Genomic DNA, 17,154 nt, shown 5'->3' on the forward strand with positions numbered 1-17,154 from the left:
AACGCGCCGCCGTCCTGCGCCGCTGACCAGGCCTTCCCCTCGTGTCCGCACGGCGGACAGTTCCGCCCGCCGGGGGTGAGGCTCGGCATACTGCCCCTTCTTGATCAGCGTCCCGAACCGACCAGCGACGACACCGACACGGTGCCGTAGGAGGAGTGAGTCATGGCCGCCAGCTTCAGAACCGTCATCGAGGTGGACCCGGCGTACCGGGAGCAGGCCCAGGAGATCGACCAGGTGTTCCAGGCGGCGATCGCCCCGGCGACGGTCGGCTACGACTTCGGGCACATCCGCGAAGCCGTCGCCGCCATTCCCGGTGGGGACATCGTGAAGCTGGTCCACGGCTGGGGTCTGCAGGAGACCGCTCCCGTCGGGGTCATGGCGATCTCCTTGCAGGAGGCGGTGCGCCAGGCGCTGCCGGACGCGCTGGTGGGTGCCGCGTTCTGGGAGGCCATCGAGCGGGAACTCGTGGGCGCGTTCACCGGCCTCGACGTCCAGGAGGGCAAGCCGGGCCTCGCCTTCTACGAGCAGGCCCCCGGCCGCACCAGCTACTACCGGGACCTGTTCTTCGCCCTCCAGGGGGAGGAGACGGGCGAGCACATGTACGCGATCGCCTTCTGCATCGATGTGAGCGTGGCGCTGGACAAGGCGGACGTCGGGGTGCTGACGGCGTCCGACGTCGCCCAGTACGCGATCAGGCTCAACGCGATCGTGGTCCGGCAGGAGTTGCGGCTCGCGGCCTGAGTCGGCCAACGGTTGCTTCGGGGTAGCCGGCAGAGGTCCTGGGCCCGGCCCTACTCCCCGCCCTCGCGGGAGAGCAGGTGCAGGGCGCGCAGGGAGGCTTCCAGGGCGAAGCGGTGGTCGGGGTCGGTGAGGCGGTCGCCCAGCAGGACGTCCAGGTTCCGCAGGCGATAGCGGACGGTCTGGGCATGCACGCCGAGCATCTCGCCGACCTGCTCCGCCGGCGCCCGCGTGGAGACGTGCACGCGCAGGGTCTCCACGAGCCGGTCGCGCCGGTTGGCCGGCAGATGGTCGATCGGGGCCAGCTCCCCGGCCGCGAGGTGGGCCACCAGGGCCGGGTCCGACAGCAGCCACAGCGTCACCAGGTGGTCGTCGCAGCGGACCACGGGAGCGTCGGCCACCACGCCTTCGTCGATGAGCTGGAGCGTGCGGCGCGCCCAGCGGATGGAGTCGGCGGCCTGGGCCGGCGGCACGGTCGGCCCCAGGACGGCACGCCCGCCCGCCAGCGCGGCGTCCAGCATCGCCAGGCGCTCCGCGGTGAAGCTCCCGGGCACCAGCAGATGCGGCTGCGGGATGTCCAGGTCCATGAGGACGTCGTCGGCCAGCGCCGCCTCCAGGTGCCTGGGGACCGGCGTGCGCAGGGCGACCATGGTGACGTGGGAGGGCAGCTGCCAGGCGGCGGCCTCGCAGAGCGCGGTGAGCGCCTGGGGCAGCGGGGGAGCGGCCAGGATGAGATGGAGCAGCCGGCGGCGCCGCGCCGGAACCTCGGAGAAGGCGCGTGACTGCACCTCGACGTAGCCCTCGCGGGAGATCTGCTCCAGCTCGTCGACGTAGGCGAACAGGGCGTCGGCGAAGGCCAGGATCAGGGTGGGGGAGAGCCGGTACTGCCGGCCCACCGCCTTGACGCGGCGCAGCGCGATACGGGCGCCGAGCCGGTACGCGCCCCGGAGGGTCTCCAGGGCGCGTCCCTCGTAGGCCTCCACGCGGCCGAACTTGCGCAGCAGTTCGTCGCGGAGCGCGGCGTTCTTGCCGGGTTCGGCGACGCGGTCCACGAAGGCGGACAGGGCCTGCTCGACGCCCTGCCGGATGGGCTCGGCGTTGGGGCCGTTGAGCAGCCGCCCGTACACCGGGTAGGCCCGGGTGACCTCGGCGCCGATCTCCTTCATGAGGCCGGGTAACTCCGGTCTCATGAAGGCGGCGAACTCCTTGGGGAGGGGTTCCAGCGGTTCACCGACCTCAGGTGGTCGCGTGGATGAGGGCATGAGTGCCGTCCCTTGCTCTTCGGTGCCCATGGCGCACCGGCCGTGTGCTCCGGCACGCCAACGGAGAGGCACACGACCGGACTTGAGGTGACGCATGTCTGGGCTGTTGAAGCTAGGTCAACTTTCATGGGACGTACACAGTCCGTGCACATTTCGGCGCGGTGGGACGTGGTGGCGCTGCTGGGACGGCTGGGAACCGCCGTCGCGCGGCCATTAATCGACGGCGGAGTGCCAGTTCTGCGCGAGGCGCTTGCCCGCGTCGGGGGCGAAGGTGCCGGGGGCGTTCAGGCCGGCCAGGTGTGTCTGGGTGTCGTTGAGCGTCAGGCTGTTGTTTCCGCTGGCGGAGGGCAGCCCGGTCTTGGCGTTGACCGCAGCGTCGATCAGACCGAACAGGCCGAGCCCGCAGCCGCCGGCGCCCGGCACGGCGAAGGTGCTGTCGTTCTGGGTGGCCTTGGTGAGGTCGATCCGGCTCATCTCGCCCTCGTCGTCGGCCGTGCCGTCACCACGGAAGAACGACATGCCGAACTCGGGGAACTGCAGGTTCTTCGGGCGCAGCACGACGGGCTTGGCGGCCGTGCCGATGTAGCACTTGCCGCCGAGGAACGGGTTCTGCAGATGGATGCGGACCGGTATGGCGACGATGGGCTTGTCGGTGACGATGCCGGCCGTCTGGTCGAAGTCGTACGGGGCGCCGACGGACTCCACCGTCGCGGTGATCTTGTTGAGCGAGCTGTTGTCGAGCTGCTTGCAGATGTCGGTGATCGCGGGGATGTTGCTCGGGCACATCAGCCCCAGCAGTCCGCCGGGAACGGTCGCGGAGTCGGCGATGAGGGCGCCGCCGGACGGGGCCACAACGGAGCTGGTCCCGTCCGCGTTCTGGACGACGCCCATCTGGAGGTTGGTCCGGCCGGTGGGGACCGTGGTCTTGCCCAGCTTGATGGAGCCGCTCAGCGAGCTGGAGACCACGCACTGCGGGGTCTTGTCCAGGCCGTCGGCGGCCAGCATCTCCGGAGCGACCACGGGACAGCGGGTGAAGGGCGCCCACTCGCCGTTCGGCGCGGGGGCGGCCGCGGTGGCGGTGCCGATGGAGGCGAAGACGCCGAGCGCGGTGCCTAGGACGGTGGCGGTGGTGGCGAATCTGGCGCCGAGAGGAAACCGCATCATGTGGCCTTCCGGGTCGGGGAGTTGGGGGGCGGAGAGGAGAGGGGGCGCGGAGAGGAGTGGGGGCGCGGGGGAGGGGGTCAGCGTTCGGCGACGGGCACCTTGCGGGGCTGGGCGTCGTCGGTGCACTCGTCGGGGTTGAGCTCGTCGGCCGAGACGAAGCAGGTCTGCCCCTGGATCTGCTTGACGTAGTTGTCGGGGCCGGAGACCGAGGCCGTGAGCAGACGGTCGAGGTTCTCGCCGTCGGCGGTGGCGCAGCCCGTGAAGGCGGGGATGGAGACCTTGCCGGTCAGCGGGCCGCCGGACAGCAGCAGATAGCCGGTGGCGGGCTCGCCGGTGACCTGTTCGCCCCGGCCGTGCAGGACCAGGTGGTCGCCGGGGTGCTTCGCCGGTTCCGGGTCCGGGGAGGCGAGGGACGTCTTGGTGCGGCACTTCTTCCCGACGTCCAGCGGCGTGCCGTTGACCTTCAGCGATGTCACCCGGAGCACGAGCGGCGCGCGGACGTAGGTGTCCGTGCTGGTGAACATGAAGTCGGTGGTGCCGTGCGAGTCGATGGTCATCGGACCCGTCTGCTCCAGCACCATCGTGGCCGTGGTGGGCGTGAAGTCGAACGTCAGGAAGGTGGCCTCGAAGGGCGGGGTCTGCAGACGCTGCCGGTAGTAGAGGTCGGCGGTGGAGCTCTGGGTGATGGTGGCGCCGGTGCCGTCCGGGAAGAACACGAACTCGGGCTCCCCCTGGGTGATGAGCGTGCAGAACGGCGGGATCAGCGCGGCGCCGTCGAGCTTGTTCACGTTGGAGTAGCCGGTGATGTAGGCGTTCAGCGACATCGGTCCTGCCGGGTGCTTCTCGTCGTACTTGCAGGTCGGCGCGGAGCGGTCGGCGGTGCCACCGCCAGGACCGGGCTCGGCGACCTTCGGGGCGCGCCGGCCCTGCCGGTCCGCCGGGTCCTTCTCCGACTGCCCCGGTGTGCCGGAGGCGGTAGGCGCACCGGAGGGCGCCCCGGACGGCGATCCGCTCGGGGTGTCGGTGCCCCCGTCCTCGTCCGTGCCGACCCGGACGGCGGCCAGCCGGCCCCCGTCCGGGGCCCCGTCGGAGAGGGTGCAGTCGACGGTGACCGTGGCGGGGTCGGTGGCACCGCCGTCCGCGGTGGTCAGGGCGAGGTCGAGGGCGAAGTCGCCCGCCTTCATGGTGAGTTCACCCGTGCTCTGCCCGGTCACCGAGGGGACGTCGCCCGTGGCGGTCAGGGTCAGCGGCTCGGTCGACGGCAGGGCCGTGGGTTCGGTGTCGCCGCGCCAGGTCGCCTCGGCCGTGGCCTCGCCCTGGGTGATGCCGACGCCGAGCCGGGACGCCGCACGGACACCGGCCGCGTCCAGCGCGGCGAGATCCGCCACGGCCGGTTCCGGCAGTTCGACGGTCGTGGTCACGTCCTCGGGTTCGATCGGCTCGCCGACCGCCACCCGTTCGGGGAGGGCCGCCGAGATCCGTACCGTCGCGGAGTGCTTCCCGGAGGGGAACAGGCATACGTAGGGCAGGGCGGTGTCGACCTTCTGCGTGCCGGACGCCCCGGCCGCCGCGGGCACGGTGGCGGCCAGCACAACGAACGTGGCGATCGCCGCGCCCCTGGCGCGGCTGCGGACCGTCCGTCGGACGGCGGTGCGGGGGCCTGTCATCTGTCACTCCGCTCGGGTTGTCCCACCTCCGGTCGGCCGACGGCCGCGGCGGCGCGCGGGCGGCCCGCACGTCCGGCCGGGAGCACCGGCCGGACGGCGGCGAGCCCTGCGCTGCTTACGGGTTGGAACCGACGATCGTCGGGATGGTGCTCGACCCCGTGACCTTCACCGCGTACTTGCCCTTGAAGGTGGGCTTGGTGGAGGTGGTGACCACGCTGCCGCAGCCGGAGGCCGAGGTGACGGCCAGGTCGCCGCTGACGCTGGTGACCGCGAGGATGCCGGTGGAGTTGGTGTAGGTGCCGGTGGCCTTGCCCTGCACGGTGAACACGCAGGCGCCCGCGGTCACCTTGGCCTTGACGTTGCCGACGTGGCCCTTGGTCACCCCGGTCGAGGCGGTGTAGTCCTCGGCGACGACGGTCCAGGGGGTGGTCGCGATGGTCGTGACGTTGCCCAGGACGCTGGTGCACGGCGAGGAACTCGTACCGAAGTTGATGGCGTTGATGTTGCCCACCGTCGCCGGGTTGCCGGTGGCGCTGGCCATGGTGCCGGAGGCGCTGGACGTCGTACACGTCATCGGGATGTTGGCGGTCAGCACGATGTTCCCGCTGTTGGCCGCCGAGAAGTTGGCCGGCGACGGCGTGACGGTCCAGACCGTGGAGGGGACAGCCGATGCGGGGGCGACGGCGATGACGAAGGCGGCGGCGCCCGCGCCCGCCACGGCGGAGATTCTTGCCAGAGACTTCTTCATGATGTGGGGACTCCCTTGTGGATTGACCGGCAGAGGGGGACCGCGCCCGTACGTGTGGAGCGGAGGACACGCCCGTACTCGTGGAGCGGAAGAACGGACGGTCCGCGGCTCGGAAATCCTCGACCGCGACCACGACGTTACTTGCGGGAAACTTAGCCGAACAATGGCATGGTCCATGATTCTTTCGGGAAGCTGAAATGCCTGTTCCCCAGGTGAGCAGTCCGAGGCTCCGCTTAGTCATCCGCTGCTAAAAATACCGCAGCCGGGCCGCCGCGGGGACAGTCAGGAACAGGCCGCATATCGCTTCCCGGAGACCCCTGGGGCCCGCATTGCTCACCGAGTGACAAGCGGAATACGAGTGTTTGTCACCGCGGTGACAAAGACGCCGGGGCTGAACTCAAACCTTCGGGGAATTCCGATCCTTCTCTTGCCCGGTCAGGTTACTCGGTCGTAGCGTGCCGGACACGTCGCTGATCTCCTGGTGGTGGGCCCCCACGCCGTCATCGAGGACGCGTGACGGAGGGTCCGCTACCCGCTCTGCCCTCACCCGCCCTGGAGGTGATATGGGAATAGAAGTGGTGGTCGAGGGTCTTACCAAATCCTTCGGCACGCAGAAGATCTGGCAGGACGTGAGCCTCACCCTGCCGGCCGGAGAGGTGAGCGTCTTGCTCGGTCCTTCCGGAACCGGAAAGACCGTATTTCTGAAGTCGCTCATCGGATTGCTGAAGCCGGAGCGCGGCCGTGTCCTCATCGACGGCGTCGACATGGCGAACAGTCCCGAACGGGATATCTATGAGACGCGCAAAAAGTTCGGGCTCATGTTCCAGGACGGCGCCCTTTTCGGTTCCATGTCCCTCTTCGACAACATCGCCTTTCCGCTGCGTGAGCACACCCGTAAGAAGGAGTCGGAGATCCGGCGCATCGTCATGGAGCGGATCGACGTCGTCGGACTCCTCGGTGCCGAGGGCAAACTGCCGGGGGAGATCAGCGGCGGCATGCGCAAGCGGGCCGGGCTCGCCCGCGCGCTCGTGCTCGACCCGCAGATCATCCTGTGCGACGAACCCGACTCCGGACTCGACCCCGTGCGCACCGCCTACCTCTCCCAGTTGCTGATCGACCTGAACGCGCAGATCGACGCGACGATGTTGATCGTCACCCACAACCTCGACATCGCCGCCACCGTCCCCGACAACATGGGCATGCTCTTCCGGCGCGAACTGGTCACCTTCGGGCCGCGCGAAGTGCTCCTCACCAGCGAGGAACCGGTCGTCGCGCAGTTCCTGTCCGGCCGCCGCGAGGGCCCGATCGGGATGTCGGAGGAGAAGGACGCGGCCACCCTCGCCGCGGAGGCCGCGGGAGCACGGGGCGCCGGCGGTCCGCGGGAGATCATTCCGCAGCTGGAGCCGTCCCCCGGGCTTCCGCCGCGCCGCGCCGTCGCCCGCCGCCGCGAGCGGGTGCTCGGCATGCTCGACCGGCTGCCGCCCGCCGCGCGCACCGCCATCGAGCGCACCTACGCCGCCGGCGCTCCCGGCACCCGCGACGCACACGGTGTTCCCGGCACGTCCGGCACCCACGGCACCACCGCGGCGACCCTCCCGATGCCGGCCACCGGGAGCGGCGCATGATCGCCGGTGGCCTGCGGCAGACCGGCCGGCTCTTCGCGCTCGCCGCGGAGGTGGCCCGCGCGATCTTCCGACGGCCCTTCCAGTTCCGCGAGTTCGTGGAGCAGTTCTGGTTCATCGCCAGTGTCACGCTGCTGCCCGCGGCCCTGGTCTCGATCCCCTTCGGCGCGGTGATCGCCCTTCAAGTCGGCTCGCTCACCCAGCAGTTGGGTGCCCAGTCCTTCACCGGCGGCGCCAGCGTGCTGGCCGTCGTGCAGCAGGCAAGCCCGCTGATCGTGGCCCTGCTGATCGCGGGCGCGGCCGGCTCCGCCATCTGCGCCGACCTCGGCTCGCGCACCATCCGCGAGGAGCTGGACGCGATGGAGGTCATGGGCGTCTCACCGGTGCAGCGCCTCGTGGTGCCCCGCGTCCTGGCCACCATGGGCGTCGCGGTCCTGCTCAACGGACTGGTCTCGGTGGTCGGCATCCTCGGGGGCTACGCCTTCAACGTCTACCTCCAGGACGGCACCCCCGGCGCCTACCTCTCCAGCTTCTCCGCCCTCGCCCAGCTCTCCGACCTCTACATCAGCGAACTCAAGGCGCTGGTCTTCGGGTTCATCGCGGGCGTCGTCGCCGCCTACCGGGGCCTGAACCCGCGCGGAGGCCCCAAGGGCGTCGGTGACGCCGTCAACCAGTCCGTCGTCATCACCTTCATGCTGCTCTTCTTCGTGAACATGGTGATGACGGGCGTCTACCTCCAACTCGTGCCGCCGAAGGGAGGCTGACGTCCGTGGCTGCCCCGCTCGCCTGGCTCGACCGCTCCGGCGACCAACTCCTCTTCTACGTACGGTCCCTGCTCTGGATCCCGCGCACCCTGCACCGCTACCTCAGAGAGGTGCAGCGCCTCCTCGCCGAGGTCGCCTTCGGCACCGGCGGCCTCGGAGTCATCGGCGGCACCATCGGCGTGATGATCGCGATGACCCTGTTCACCGGGACCGTCGTGGGACTCCAGGGGTACGCGGCCCTCGACCAGATCGGCACCGCGGCCTTCACCGGGTTCGTCTCCGCGTACTTCAACACCCGCGAGATCGCCCCGCTCGTCGCCGGACTCGCCCTCTCCGCGACCGTCGGCGCCGGCTTCACCGCCCAGCTCGGCGCCATGCGCATCAACGAGGAGGTCGACGCCCTCGAAGGCATGGGCATCCGCTCGCTGCCCTACCTGGTCACCACCCGCATCATCGCCGGCGTCGTCGCCATCATCCCGCTGTACGCGATCGGGCTGCTCTCCTCCTTCCTGGCCTCCCGCTACGTCACGGTCCTCTTCAACGGCCAGTCCCGGGGCACCTACGACCACTACTTCAACCTGTTCCTCTCACCCACGGACGTGCTGCTCTCCGTCCTGAAGGTGCTGATCTTCAGCGTGATGGTGATCGTCGCCCACTGCTACTACGGCTACCGCGCCTCCGGCGGCCCCGCGGGCGTCGGCGTCGCCGTCGGCAAGTCGGTGCGCAACGCCATCGTGCTGATCAGCGTCACCGACTTCTTCCTCTCGCTGGCCCTGTGGGGCGCCACCACGACCGTGAAGGTGGCGGGCTGACATGAGCGGTGCACTGGGCGCGACGGTGCGCCGCCGGTTCGCCGGCGTGGTCTTCCTGGTGGTCCCCGCCCTGCTGGTGTGGCTCGCGATCGCCGTCTACGACAAGCAGTTCACCGACTCCGACCCGGTGGTCGTGGAGACCGGCAGCGTCGGCAACGAGATGCACCGGGGCGCCGAGGTGAAGCTGCGCGGCGTCGTCGTCGGCGAGGTCCGCGAGATCGACGCCACCGACGACGGCGCCCGGCTCACCCTCGCCCTGCGCCCCGGCAGCCTCGCCCGCATACCGGCCGACGTGCGCGCCCAGATGCTGCCGACCACCCTCTTCGGCGAACGCTTCGTCGCCCTCGTACCGCCCAGGTCGCCGGCCGCCCGGACGCTGGAGGCGGGCGCCGTCATCCCGCAGGACCGCTCCGCGAGCGCCGTCGAACTCCAGCAGGTGCTCGACAACGTGCTGCCCACGCTCACCGCCGTCCAGCCGCAGAAGCTCTCCGCCACCCTCTCCGCCGTCTCCCGGGCGCTGGAGGGGCGCGGCGACCGGCTCGGTGAGACCCTCGCCGTCCTCGACTCCCACCTGCGGAAGTTCAACCCGCAACTGCCCACGCTCAACCGGGATCTGAAGGAGCTCGTGAAGGTCAGCCACGTCTACGCCGACGCCGCCCCCGACATCCTCACGGCCCTCACCGACTTCACCACCACCACCAAAACCCTGGCGGAGAAGGAGAGCGAACTGTCCGGCGCGCTCGGCGCCACCACCACGACGGCCGAGGACATGACCGCGTTCCTGCGGCAGAACGAGGACAACATCATCCGGCTCTCCGCCTCCTCGCGGCCCACCCTGGAACTGCTCGCCGAGTACTCCTCGGCCTTCCCCTGCACCCTGCGCACCCTCGCCGACTTCGTCCCCGCCATGGACAAGGCGCTGGGCAAGGGCACGGACCGGCCCGGACTGCGCGTCGACGTCACCACCGTGTCCTCCCGCGGCGCCTACCGGCCCGGCCGCGACACCCCCTCCTACGGCGCCGGCGGCGGCCCGCGCTGCTACCCCGTGCCCTACCTCGGCGTCGCCGCGAAACCCGCCGTACAGGCCTCCGCGGCCACCGAGCAGGACCTCGGCCCGGCCAACTCCCCCCAGGAGAACGACCTCGTCAACGAACTCCTCGCCCCCGCCACCGGCAAGGCTCCCACCTCCCTGCCCGAGTGGAGCAGCCTCCTCGCGGGCCCGGCGCTGCGCGGCACGGAGGTGACCCTGCGATGACCGCCCCGCACACCTCCCACACCCGGCGCCGCCCGCTGACCGGCCCGGTGCTGAAGTCCCTCGTCTTCCTCGTCGTCACCGCGCTGGCCACGGCCGTCCTCGGGCTGAGCGTCTCCGGCACCGGCGTCGGCGACGACAGCCTCTCGTACAAGGCGCTGTTCACCGACGCCACCGGCGTCATCGACGGCGACACCGTACGGATCTCCGGGGTCGAGGTCGGTGAGGTCACCGACGTCCGCGTCGTCGACCGGCGCACCGCCCAGGTCACCTTCACCGTCCGCGACGACCGGTCCCTGCCCACCTCGACCACCGCCGCCGTGAAGTACCTCAACATGGTCGGGCAGCGCTACATCGCGCTGGACCGGGGCAGCGGCGACATCGGCGGCACGCTCGACGCCGGCGACACCATCCCGCTCGACCGGACCGTCCCCGCGCTCGACCTGACCCTGCTCTTCAACGGCTTCAAGCCGCTCTTCGAGGGCCTCTCCCCGAAGGACGTCAACGAACTCGCCGGCTCCATCGTGCAGATCCTCCAGGGCGAGGGCGGCACCGTCGACGGTCTCATCCGGCACATCGGCTCCGTCAGCACGACGGTCGCCGCCAAGGACAAGGTGATCGGCCAGGTGGTCAAGAACCTCAACACGATCCTGACCACCCTCAACGAGCGCGAGGCCGGCTTCGACGACCTGGTGGACACCCTCCAGAAGCTCGTCAGCGGGTTCAACGCGGACCGCAAGCCCCTGGGCAAGGCCGTCACGGCCATGGGCGACCTGACCACCGTGACCGCCGACCTCCTCGACGAGGGCCGCGCGCCCCTGAAGAAGGACATCCGCGAACTGGGCCGGCTCTCGGGCAACCTCGGCGACGCCACCCCGCAGATCGAGGACTTCCTCGACCGGACCCCCGCCAAGCTGACCGCCCTGGGCCGGCTGTCGTCGTACGGCTCCTGGTTCAACCTCTACCTCTGCGAGGCCCGGGTGGACGGCGTGACCACCTCCACCGGCGCGAAGCCGCCGACCGGCATCGCGGTCACCGAAGCGAGGTGCGGCGCATGACGCTGCTGCAGCGGCCTCAGCCTCCCGCCGCGCCCGCCCCCGCGCCCCGGCGCGCCCGCCGGCCCCGCCTCAAGCCCGTCAAGGAGCGCAACCCGATCACGGTGGCCCTCGTCGGCCTGCTCCTGCTGGCGCTGCTCACCGTCCTCGCCTACAACGCCGACCAGCTGTCCCTCACCGGCGGCGGCACCACCTACAGCGCCGACTTCACCGAGGCGGCAGGTCTCGACGAGGGGGACGAGGTGCGCGTCGCCGGCGTCAAGGTCGGCGAGGTCACCGGTGTGGCCCTCGACCGCGACCGGGTGAAGGTCACCTTCGAGGTGGAGAAGGTCTGGATCGGCGACCGGACCACCGCCGCCATCGCCATCAAGACGCTGCTCGGCGACAAGTACCTGGCCCTCGACCCGCTCGGCACCGGCAAGCAGGACGCGGACGATCGCATCCCGCGGAACCGCACCACCTCGCCGTACGACGTCACCCAGGCGTTCCAGGACCTCGGCTCCACCGTCGACGCCATCGACACGAAGCAGCTCGCCAAGAGCTTCGAGACGATCTCGGAGACCTTCGAGAACTCGCCGAAGCACGTCCGCAAGGCCGCCACCGGGCTCTCCGACCTGTCGCGCTCCGTCTCCAAGCGCGACCGCGAACTGTCCGAACTCCTCAAGGGCAGCGCCCGGTTCACCAAGACGCTGAAGGAGAAGAAGTCCAGCTTCGAGACCCTCATCGAGGATGCCGGACCACTCCTCGGCGAACTGCGGGACCGGCGCACGGCCATCACCGCCCTGCTGAAGGGCAGCCGCGCCCTCGGCACCGAACTGAGCGGCCTGGTGGACGACAACGAGAAACAGCTCGGCCCCACCCTGAAGGCGCTCGGCCGTGTCACCACCGTCCTGAAGGCCAACAACACCCAGCTGGACCGGACGCTCGCCCTCGTCGGCCCCTACTACCGGCTCGTCGGCAACACCCTCGGCAACGGCCACTGGTTCGACAGCTATCTGTGCGGCGTGGTGCCCCGCGACTACCTGCCCGCGCAGTCCCAGCCCAAGAGATCGTGCATGCCGCCCAAGCAGTCGGCGGCGGCGCGGGGGAGCGGTGAGCGATGAGCAAGCGCAGAAAACTCCTCGCGGCCGCGATCGCCCTGGCCGTCGTCGCCGCCGGACTGGTCACGGTGCGGGTCCTGGACTCCGCCGGCACCCGCGTCACGGCCTACTTCGACCGCGCCGTCGGCATCTACGCCGGTTCCGATCTGCGGGTGCTCGGCGTCCGGGTCGGCGAGGTGAAGTCCGTCCGGCCCCAAGGCACCCGGGTACGGGTCGAGTTGGCGCTGGACGACGGCGTACGCGTACCGAGGTCGGCGCGGGCCCTGGTGGTCGCGCCGAGCGTCGTCTCCGACCGCTACGTCCAGCTCACCCCGGCCTACCGCTCCGGACCCGCCCTCGCCGACGGCGCCGTACTGTCCGCCTCCCGCAACCGCACCCCCGTCGAGATCGACCAGCTCTACGCCTCGCTCACCGACCTCGGCAAGGCACTCGGGCCGGACGGGGCCAACTCCGCCGGCGCCCTGTCGGAGCTGCTGAAGACCGGGGCCGCCAACCTCGACGGGAACGGCGAGGACATCGGCAAGAGCATCGAGGAGTTCGGCAAGGCCACCAAGACCCTCGACGGGTCCAGTGGCGACTTGTTCGCCACCGTCCGCGGCCTCCAGAGCTTCACCACCATGCTGAAGAAGAAGGACAGCGGCGTACGCACGGCGCAGGAGCGACTGGACACCGTCGTCGGCTACTTCGCCGACAACAAGGACGACCTCGCGGGCGCGCTCAAGGAACTCGGCACCGCCCTCGGCCAGGTGAAGACCTTCATCAAGGACAACCGGGGCGAGCTGAAGAAGAACGTCGAGCGGCTCGTCCCGATCACCCGGACGTTGGTCCGCCAGCGCACCGCGCTAACCGAGGCCCTGGACGTCGCACCGCTCGCCGCGGGCAATCTCGTCGGCGCCTACGACACCGACCACGGCAGGATCGACGGCCGCGCGAACCTCAATGAGATCAGCATGGGAGGCCCGCTGCTGCCCCTGCCGGCGACCGGCGGCACCACGCCCTCGCCCTCACGCACGTCCCCGGCCCCGTCCTCCGCCTCGGGGGAGGGGGAGCGGTGAAGCGCGTCGTACGGCGGCGGGTGCTCACCACCTCGGCCGCCACCGGTGCCGGCCTCGGCGGACTTCTTGCCCTCGGCCTCGGCTTCGCGCTGGCCCTCGGCGCGTTCTCCGTCACCGTCCCCCGCTTCGACGGACTCGAGGACCTGCCCCTGCCGGGCGGCGCCGACCTCGGCTCCCACCCGTACACCGTCACCGCCGAACTCGACGACGCCCTCAGTCTGGTGCCGCACGCGGCGGTCAAGGTCAACGACGTCGCGGTCGGCCGCGTCGACTCCATCCGCCTGGACGGCGACGCGTGGTCGGCCCGCGTCACCATGGAGATCAACGGCGACGTCCGGCTGCCCCGCGACGCCGGCGCCCGCCTGGAACAGTCCAGCCTGCTCGGCGAGAAGTACGTCAGTCTCGTCGCGCCGACCAAGTCGTCCGCCGGGGGCAGGCTCGGTGACGGCGGCGTCATCCCGCTCTCCCGCACGGGCCGCAACACCGAGGTCGAGGAGGTGTTCGGCGCGCTGTCCATGCTGCTCAACGGCGGCGGCGTCAACCAGCTCAAGACCATCACGCGGGAACTCGACAAGGCTCTCGGCGGACGCGAACCCGAGGTGCGCTCCGTACTGAAACGGGTCGAGAAACTCGTGGGCAACCTCGACGACCACCGCGGCGAGATCACCGACGCGCTCGACGGCGTCAACCGGCTCGCCACCACCCTCGCCGGCCGCAAGGACGACGTCCGCACCGTCCTGTCCGACCTCTCACCCGGCCTGAAGACCCTGGACGAACAGCGCGGCTCACTGCTGACCATGCTGCGCTCCCTGGACCGGCTGTCCGGTGTCGCCGTCTCCACCGTCGAAGCGAGCAAGGACGACATGGTCGCCGACCTCAAAGCCATCGCCCCCACCCTCAAGGCCCTCGCCGACGCGGGGGGCGACCTGCCCGACTCCCTCCAGGTGCTGCTCACCTATCCGTTCACCGACGAGGTGCTGAACGGGGTCAAGGGCGACTACCTCAACGTGTACCTGCACATGACGGCCGCTCCCGGTACCCAGATCATCCCGCCCCTGGTGCCGCAGAGCACGCCCTCGCCCACCGCCACGCCCACCGCCCCCACGGGGCAGCGCGAGCGGGGCGCGGCACCCGGCAAGCGGCGACCCGGCACCGGAGTCACGGCTTCCCCCGCGGCGCCGCTGCCCCTGCCCTCCGTACCGGCACCCACGTCCGTGCCGACACCCACATCCGTGCCGACACCCGGCGGGAACTCCGGGGACGGGGGCGCGAAGCGATGATCACCCTCGCCGTACGCCTGAAGAACCTGGCCTTCCTCCTCATCGCCGTCCTCGTCCTCGGTTTCCTCGGCATCCGTTACGCGGACCTCGGCCGGTACGTGGGCGTCGCCGACTACTACACCGTGAAGGTCGAACTCGCCCGCACCGGAGGGCTCTTCATCCACTCCGACGTCACCTACCGGGGCGTCTCGGTCGGCAGGGTCGGGCCGATCGACCTCACCGAGGACGGGGTTGTCGCGGAGCTGCGCATCAAGAAATCCGCCCCCCGCATCCCCTCCGACACCCGGGCCGTGGTGGCCGGACTCTCCGCCGTCGGGGAGCAGTACATCGACCTGCGGCCCGAGAGCGACACCGGCCCCCACCTCGCCGACGGCTCCCGGATCGAACAGCCGGAGACCGAGGTGCCCGCGCCCGTCACCGACGTGCTCGCCAGCGTGAACGACCTCGTCCGCTCCGTGCCGTTGAAGGATCTGCGCACGGTCGTCGACGAGTTCGGCAAGACCTTCGAGGGGCACGGCGACGATCTTCAGGTGCTCCTCGACAACGGCAGCGCCTTCATCGAGGCCGCCGACCGCAACCTCCCCTCGACGACCCGCCTGCTCGGCGACGGCGAGACCGTGCTGCGCACCCAGGCCGAAGAGGCGAAGGCCATCCGCGGCTTCGCCGACGGCGCCACGGAACTCGCCCGCACCCTGAAGGGTTCCGACGCCGACCTGCGCCGGCTCCTCACCGTCACACCGGACGCGGCCACGCAGGTCAGCGGGGTGCTGCGGGACCTCGACCCCAGCCTGGGCGTCGTGCTCGCAAACCTGCTCACCACCTCCGAGGTCGCCGTCACCCGACAGCGCGGCATCGAGGAACTCCTCGTGAAGTACCCGGCGGCCGTCTCGGCCGGCGCCACCGCCGTCGACGGAGGAACCATGAAGCTCGGACTGGCCGTCACCTTCTTCAAGCCCCTTCCGTGCACCGACGGTTACGGCGGCACCCGGTACCGCACCGGCCTGGACCTCGGCACCGCCCCCGCCCTCAACACCGACGCCTCCTGCACGGCACCGGCCGCGAGCGGCGTCAACGTACGAGGCTCCGCCCATGCACCCCGTGGCGGCCCGGTACCGGACCCGGCCAAGCCCGGCTCCCTGCCGTCGGGCAGTACGGGAATTGCGGGCAGCGCAGACAGTACGGGCGACACGGGTGGCGCGGGGGCTCCGTCGAAGTCCGCCGCGCCCTTGCCGGGTGCGCTGGCCCTGCCGGACACGGGCGGCGCCGGAGCGACCGGGTTGCCGCAACTACTCGGGGCGGACCCGGAGTCGGACCGATGAGGCGGGCGCGCGTCCTCACGGGGGCGGGACTGGTACTGGCGCTGGCGTTCTGCGGCACCGGGGCGTGGACGTACGCACAGGCGCGGGGCGACGACTCCCTCGCGTACGGCCGTGAACGCGACGAGGCGCTGTCCGACGGGCGCGACCGGCTCACCGCTCTCAACACCCTCGACGCCTCGACCCGGCAGCGGGCACGGGCGGGCATCGCGGACTGGCGCGCCGCGTCGACCGGTCCGCTGCGGGACGAACTGGCCAACACCACGCCCAGGAAAGGGGCTTCGGCGCGGGGCACGGTCACCGAGGCGGCGCTCACCGGCCTCGACACTCGCGCCGGCACGGCCAAGATCCTCGCCACCGTGCGCGTCGAGGTCACGCCCGCCGGAACGAAGAAGCCGACCACGGACCGCAAACGGCTGGAGGCGGTCCTGGTCCGCACCGGCGAGGGCGAGTGGAAGGTGAAGGCACTGAGCGCGGTACCGCTCGCGCGGCCGGCGAAGGAGGACGAGAGCCGATGACACGGCTGCTGCACATCGGACGGTCCCGGGAGGCCGCGCCTCCGGCCGGCGGGACGGAGGACGAGCAACCCAGCGCCGACGCGGACGATCGCCGGCCCCGCACGGACGTGGAGGAGGAACAGCCCCGCACCGGAGCGGAGGGCGAACAGCCCCGCACCGATGTGGAGGACGAACAGCCCCGCACGGACGCGGAGGGCGAACGGCCCCGCACCGGCGCGGAGTCCGAGCCCGACCCGGGCGCCTCCCAGGAGGAGCCGTCGGAGAGCCGTGGCGGCGTCCGGCGCCGGGGCGGCTTCGCCAGGCGCGTCGTTCCCGCGGCGTGCGCCGCGATCCTCGTCGTCGCCGGCTCCGGCTTCTTGTACGGCGCCCATCAGTTGAGGTCCACCCCGTCCGCCGAGAACCACGCGTTGACCGACGCCGAGGCGACCACCCGTGTCGCCGGTGACGTCGGCAACGCGCTCGCCCGCGTCTTCTCGTACACGCCGAACGGCCTGGACACCACCGAGCGCGCGGCCCGGTCGGTCCTCGCGGGGCGGGCCCAACGCCAGTACACGGAACTGATGGGCCGGATCCGCGAGGACCTCGCCGCCCGGCACATCACCCTGAGCACCCAGGCCGTACGCACCGGAGTGATCGAACTCGACGCGGACAGCGCGCGGTTGCTGGTCTTCCTCGACCAGATCTCGCACCGCGGCAAGGCCCGCACCACCTCCGCGGCGGCACAGCTCACGGTGACCGCGCGGTGGGAGGACGACCGGTGGCGCATCGTCGACATCAGGACCCGCTGAGCGCGCGCGGGGA

The 17,154-nt window shown here is 71.0% G+C and carries 16 protein-coding genes; 12 read left to right on the forward strand and 4 right to left on the reverse strand.

What is annotated here, in order from left to right:
* Positions 1–162 precede the first annotated feature (162 nt).
* Entirely contained in the window at positions 163–741 is a 579-nt protein-coding gene (locus tag ACZ6CV_RS25195) for a Type-2Aa cytolytic delta-endotoxin (RefSeq protein ID WP_362373250.1), read from the forward strand.
* A 50-nt stretch (positions 742–791) separates the two neighbouring features.
* On the opposite strand, the gene ACZ6CV_RS25200 is transcribed toward ACZ6CV_RS25195, so the two are convergent.
* The 4 genes from ACZ6CV_RS25200 to ACZ6CV_RS25215 form a co-directional block, all read right to left on the reverse strand.
* Positions 792–2,000, reverse strand: a complete 1,209-nt coding sequence (locus ACZ6CV_RS25200) for a PucR-like N-terminal domain-containing protein (protein WP_469252963.1) — start codon at positions 1,998–2,000, stop codon at positions 792–794.
* A 213-nt stretch (positions 2,001–2,213) separates the two neighbouring features.
* Positions 2,214–3,161 carry a hypothetical protein gene (locus ACZ6CV_RS25205; protein WP_469253033.1) on the reverse strand — a complete coding sequence of 316 codons (948 nt, stop codon included), beginning with the start codon at positions 3,159–3,161 and terminating at the stop codon, positions 2,214–2,216.
* Positions 3,162–3,241: 80 nt separating this feature from the next.
* Positions 3,242–4,831 carry a DUF6801 domain-containing protein gene (locus ACZ6CV_RS25210; protein WP_469252964.1) on the reverse strand — a complete coding sequence of 530 codons (1,590 nt, stop codon included), beginning with the start codon at positions 4,829–4,831 and terminating at the stop codon, positions 3,242–3,244.
* Between the two features lie 115 nt (positions 4,832–4,946).
* Entirely contained in the window at positions 4,947–5,579 is a 633-nt protein-coding gene (locus ACZ6CV_RS25215) for a hypothetical protein (protein WP_469252965.1), read from the reverse strand.
* Positions 5,580–6,142: 563 nt separating this feature from the next.
* Between ACZ6CV_RS25215 and ACZ6CV_RS25220 the strand changes: the two genes are divergently transcribed.
* From ACZ6CV_RS25220 to ACZ6CV_RS25270, 11 genes are read left to right on the forward strand one after another with little or no spacing between them, the layout of a single operon-like run.
* The gene (locus ACZ6CV_RS25220; RefSeq protein WP_469252966.1) at positions 6,143–7,204 is read left to right on the forward strand and encodes an ABC transporter ATP-binding protein; all 1,062 of its coding nucleotides are present in this window, start codon (positions 6,143–6,145) and stop codon (positions 7,202–7,204) included.
* Complete coding sequence (locus ACZ6CV_RS25225) at positions 7,201–7,965, forward strand: MlaE family ABC transporter permease (protein WP_355806873.1); 765 nt, start codon at positions 7,201–7,203, stop codon at positions 7,963–7,965. The genes ACZ6CV_RS25220 and ACZ6CV_RS25225 overlap by 4 nt, the downstream gene beginning before the upstream one ends.
* Before the next feature lie 5 nt (positions 7,966–7,970).
* Complete coding sequence (locus ACZ6CV_RS25230; RefSeq protein WP_355806875.1) at positions 7,971–8,777, forward strand: MlaE family ABC transporter permease; 807 nt, start codon at positions 7,971–7,973, stop codon at positions 8,775–8,777.
* A gap of 1 nt (position 8,778) precedes the next feature.
* Complete coding sequence (locus ACZ6CV_RS25235) at positions 8,779–10,032, forward strand: MCE family protein (protein ID WP_469252967.1); 1,254 nt, start codon at positions 8,779–8,781, stop codon at positions 10,030–10,032.
* Positions 10,029–11,087 carry an MCE family protein gene (locus tag ACZ6CV_RS25240; protein ID WP_469252968.1) on the forward strand — a complete coding sequence of 353 codons (1,059 nt, stop codon included), beginning with the start codon at positions 10,029–10,031 and terminating at the stop codon, positions 11,085–11,087. The genes ACZ6CV_RS25235 and ACZ6CV_RS25240 overlap by 4 nt, the downstream gene beginning before the upstream one ends.
* Entirely contained in the window at positions 11,084–12,187 is a 1,104-nt protein-coding gene (locus ACZ6CV_RS25245) for an MCE family protein (protein WP_469252969.1), read from the forward strand. Before ACZ6CV_RS25240 ends, ACZ6CV_RS25245 begins: the two co-directional genes overlap by 4 nt.
* Positions 12,184–13,239 carry an MCE family protein gene (locus tag ACZ6CV_RS25250; RefSeq protein ID WP_469252970.1) on the forward strand — a complete coding sequence of 352 codons (1,056 nt, stop codon included), beginning with the start codon at positions 12,184–12,186 and terminating at the stop codon, positions 13,237–13,239. The genes ACZ6CV_RS25245 and ACZ6CV_RS25250 overlap by 4 nt, the downstream gene beginning before the upstream one ends.
* Positions 13,236–14,519, forward strand: a complete 1,284-nt coding sequence (locus tag ACZ6CV_RS25255; protein WP_469252971.1) for an MCE family protein — start codon at positions 13,236–13,238, stop codon at positions 14,517–14,519. Before ACZ6CV_RS25250 ends, ACZ6CV_RS25255 begins: the two co-directional genes overlap by 4 nt.
* Positions 14,516–15,838: an MlaD family protein gene (locus ACZ6CV_RS25260; protein ID WP_469252972.1), complete on the forward strand. Its 1,323-nt coding sequence runs from the start codon at positions 14,516–14,518 to the stop codon at positions 15,836–15,838. Before ACZ6CV_RS25255 ends, ACZ6CV_RS25260 begins: the two co-directional genes overlap by 4 nt.
* On the forward strand, positions 15,835–16,353 hold the full coding sequence (locus ACZ6CV_RS25265) for a hypothetical protein (RefSeq protein ID WP_469252973.1): 519 nt from the start codon (positions 15,835–15,837) through the stop codon (positions 16,351–16,353). Before ACZ6CV_RS25260 ends, ACZ6CV_RS25265 begins: the two co-directional genes overlap by 4 nt.
* On the forward strand, positions 16,350–17,141 hold the full coding sequence (locus ACZ6CV_RS25270) for a hypothetical protein (RefSeq protein ID WP_469252974.1): 792 nt from the start codon (positions 16,350–16,352) through the stop codon (positions 17,139–17,141). Before ACZ6CV_RS25265 ends, ACZ6CV_RS25270 begins: the two co-directional genes overlap by 4 nt.
* Positions 17,142–17,154 lie beyond the last annotated feature (13 nt).

This window comes from Streptomyces sp. NPDC041713, from assembly GCF_055591085.1.

Coding starts and splice junctions, on each gene's coding strand:
- ACZ6CV_RS25195 (WP_362373250.1), top strand. CDS start 163: ATGGCCGCCAGCTTCAGAACCGTCATCGAGGTGGACCCGGCGTACCGG.
- ACZ6CV_RS25200 (WP_469252963.1), bottom strand. CDS start 2,000: ATGCCCTCATCCACGCGACCACCTGAGGTCGGTGAACCGCTGGAACCC.
- ACZ6CV_RS25205 (WP_469253033.1), bottom strand. CDS start 3,161: ATGCGGTTTCCTCTCGGCGCCAGATTCGCCACCACCGCCACCGTCCTA.
- ACZ6CV_RS25210 (WP_469252964.1), bottom strand. CDS start 4,831: ATGACAGGCCCCCGCACCGCCGTCCGACGGACGGTCCGCAGCCGCGCC.
- ACZ6CV_RS25215 (WP_469252965.1), bottom strand. CDS start 5,579: ATGAAGAAGTCTCTGGCAAGAATCTCCGCCGTGGCGGGCGCGGGCGCC.
- ACZ6CV_RS25220 (WP_469252966.1), top strand. CDS start 6,143: ATGGGAATAGAAGTGGTGGTCGAGGGTCTTACCAAATCCTTCGGCACG.
- ACZ6CV_RS25225 (WP_355806873.1), top strand. CDS start 7,201: ATGATCGCCGGTGGCCTGCGGCAGACCGGCCGGCTCTTCGCGCTCGCC.
- ACZ6CV_RS25235 (WP_469252967.1), top strand. CDS start 8,779: ATGAGCGGTGCACTGGGCGCGACGGTGCGCCGCCGGTTCGCCGGCGTG.
- ACZ6CV_RS25240 (WP_469252968.1), top strand. CDS start 10,029: ATGACCGCCCCGCACACCTCCCACACCCGGCGCCGCCCGCTGACCGGC.
- ACZ6CV_RS25245 (WP_469252969.1), top strand. CDS start 11,084: ATGACGCTGCTGCAGCGGCCTCAGCCTCCCGCCGCGCCCGCCCCCGCG.
- ACZ6CV_RS25250 (WP_469252970.1), top strand. CDS start 12,184: ATGAGCAAGCGCAGAAAACTCCTCGCGGCCGCGATCGCCCTGGCCGTC.
- ACZ6CV_RS25260 (WP_469252972.1), top strand. CDS start 14,516: ATGATCACCCTCGCCGTACGCCTGAAGAACCTGGCCTTCCTCCTCATC.
- ACZ6CV_RS25265 (WP_469252973.1), top strand. CDS start 15,835: ATGAGGCGGGCGCGCGTCCTCACGGGGGCGGGACTGGTACTGGCGCTG.
- ACZ6CV_RS25270 (WP_469252974.1), top strand. CDS start 16,350: ATGACACGGCTGCTGCACATCGGACGGTCCCGGGAGGCCGCGCCTCCG.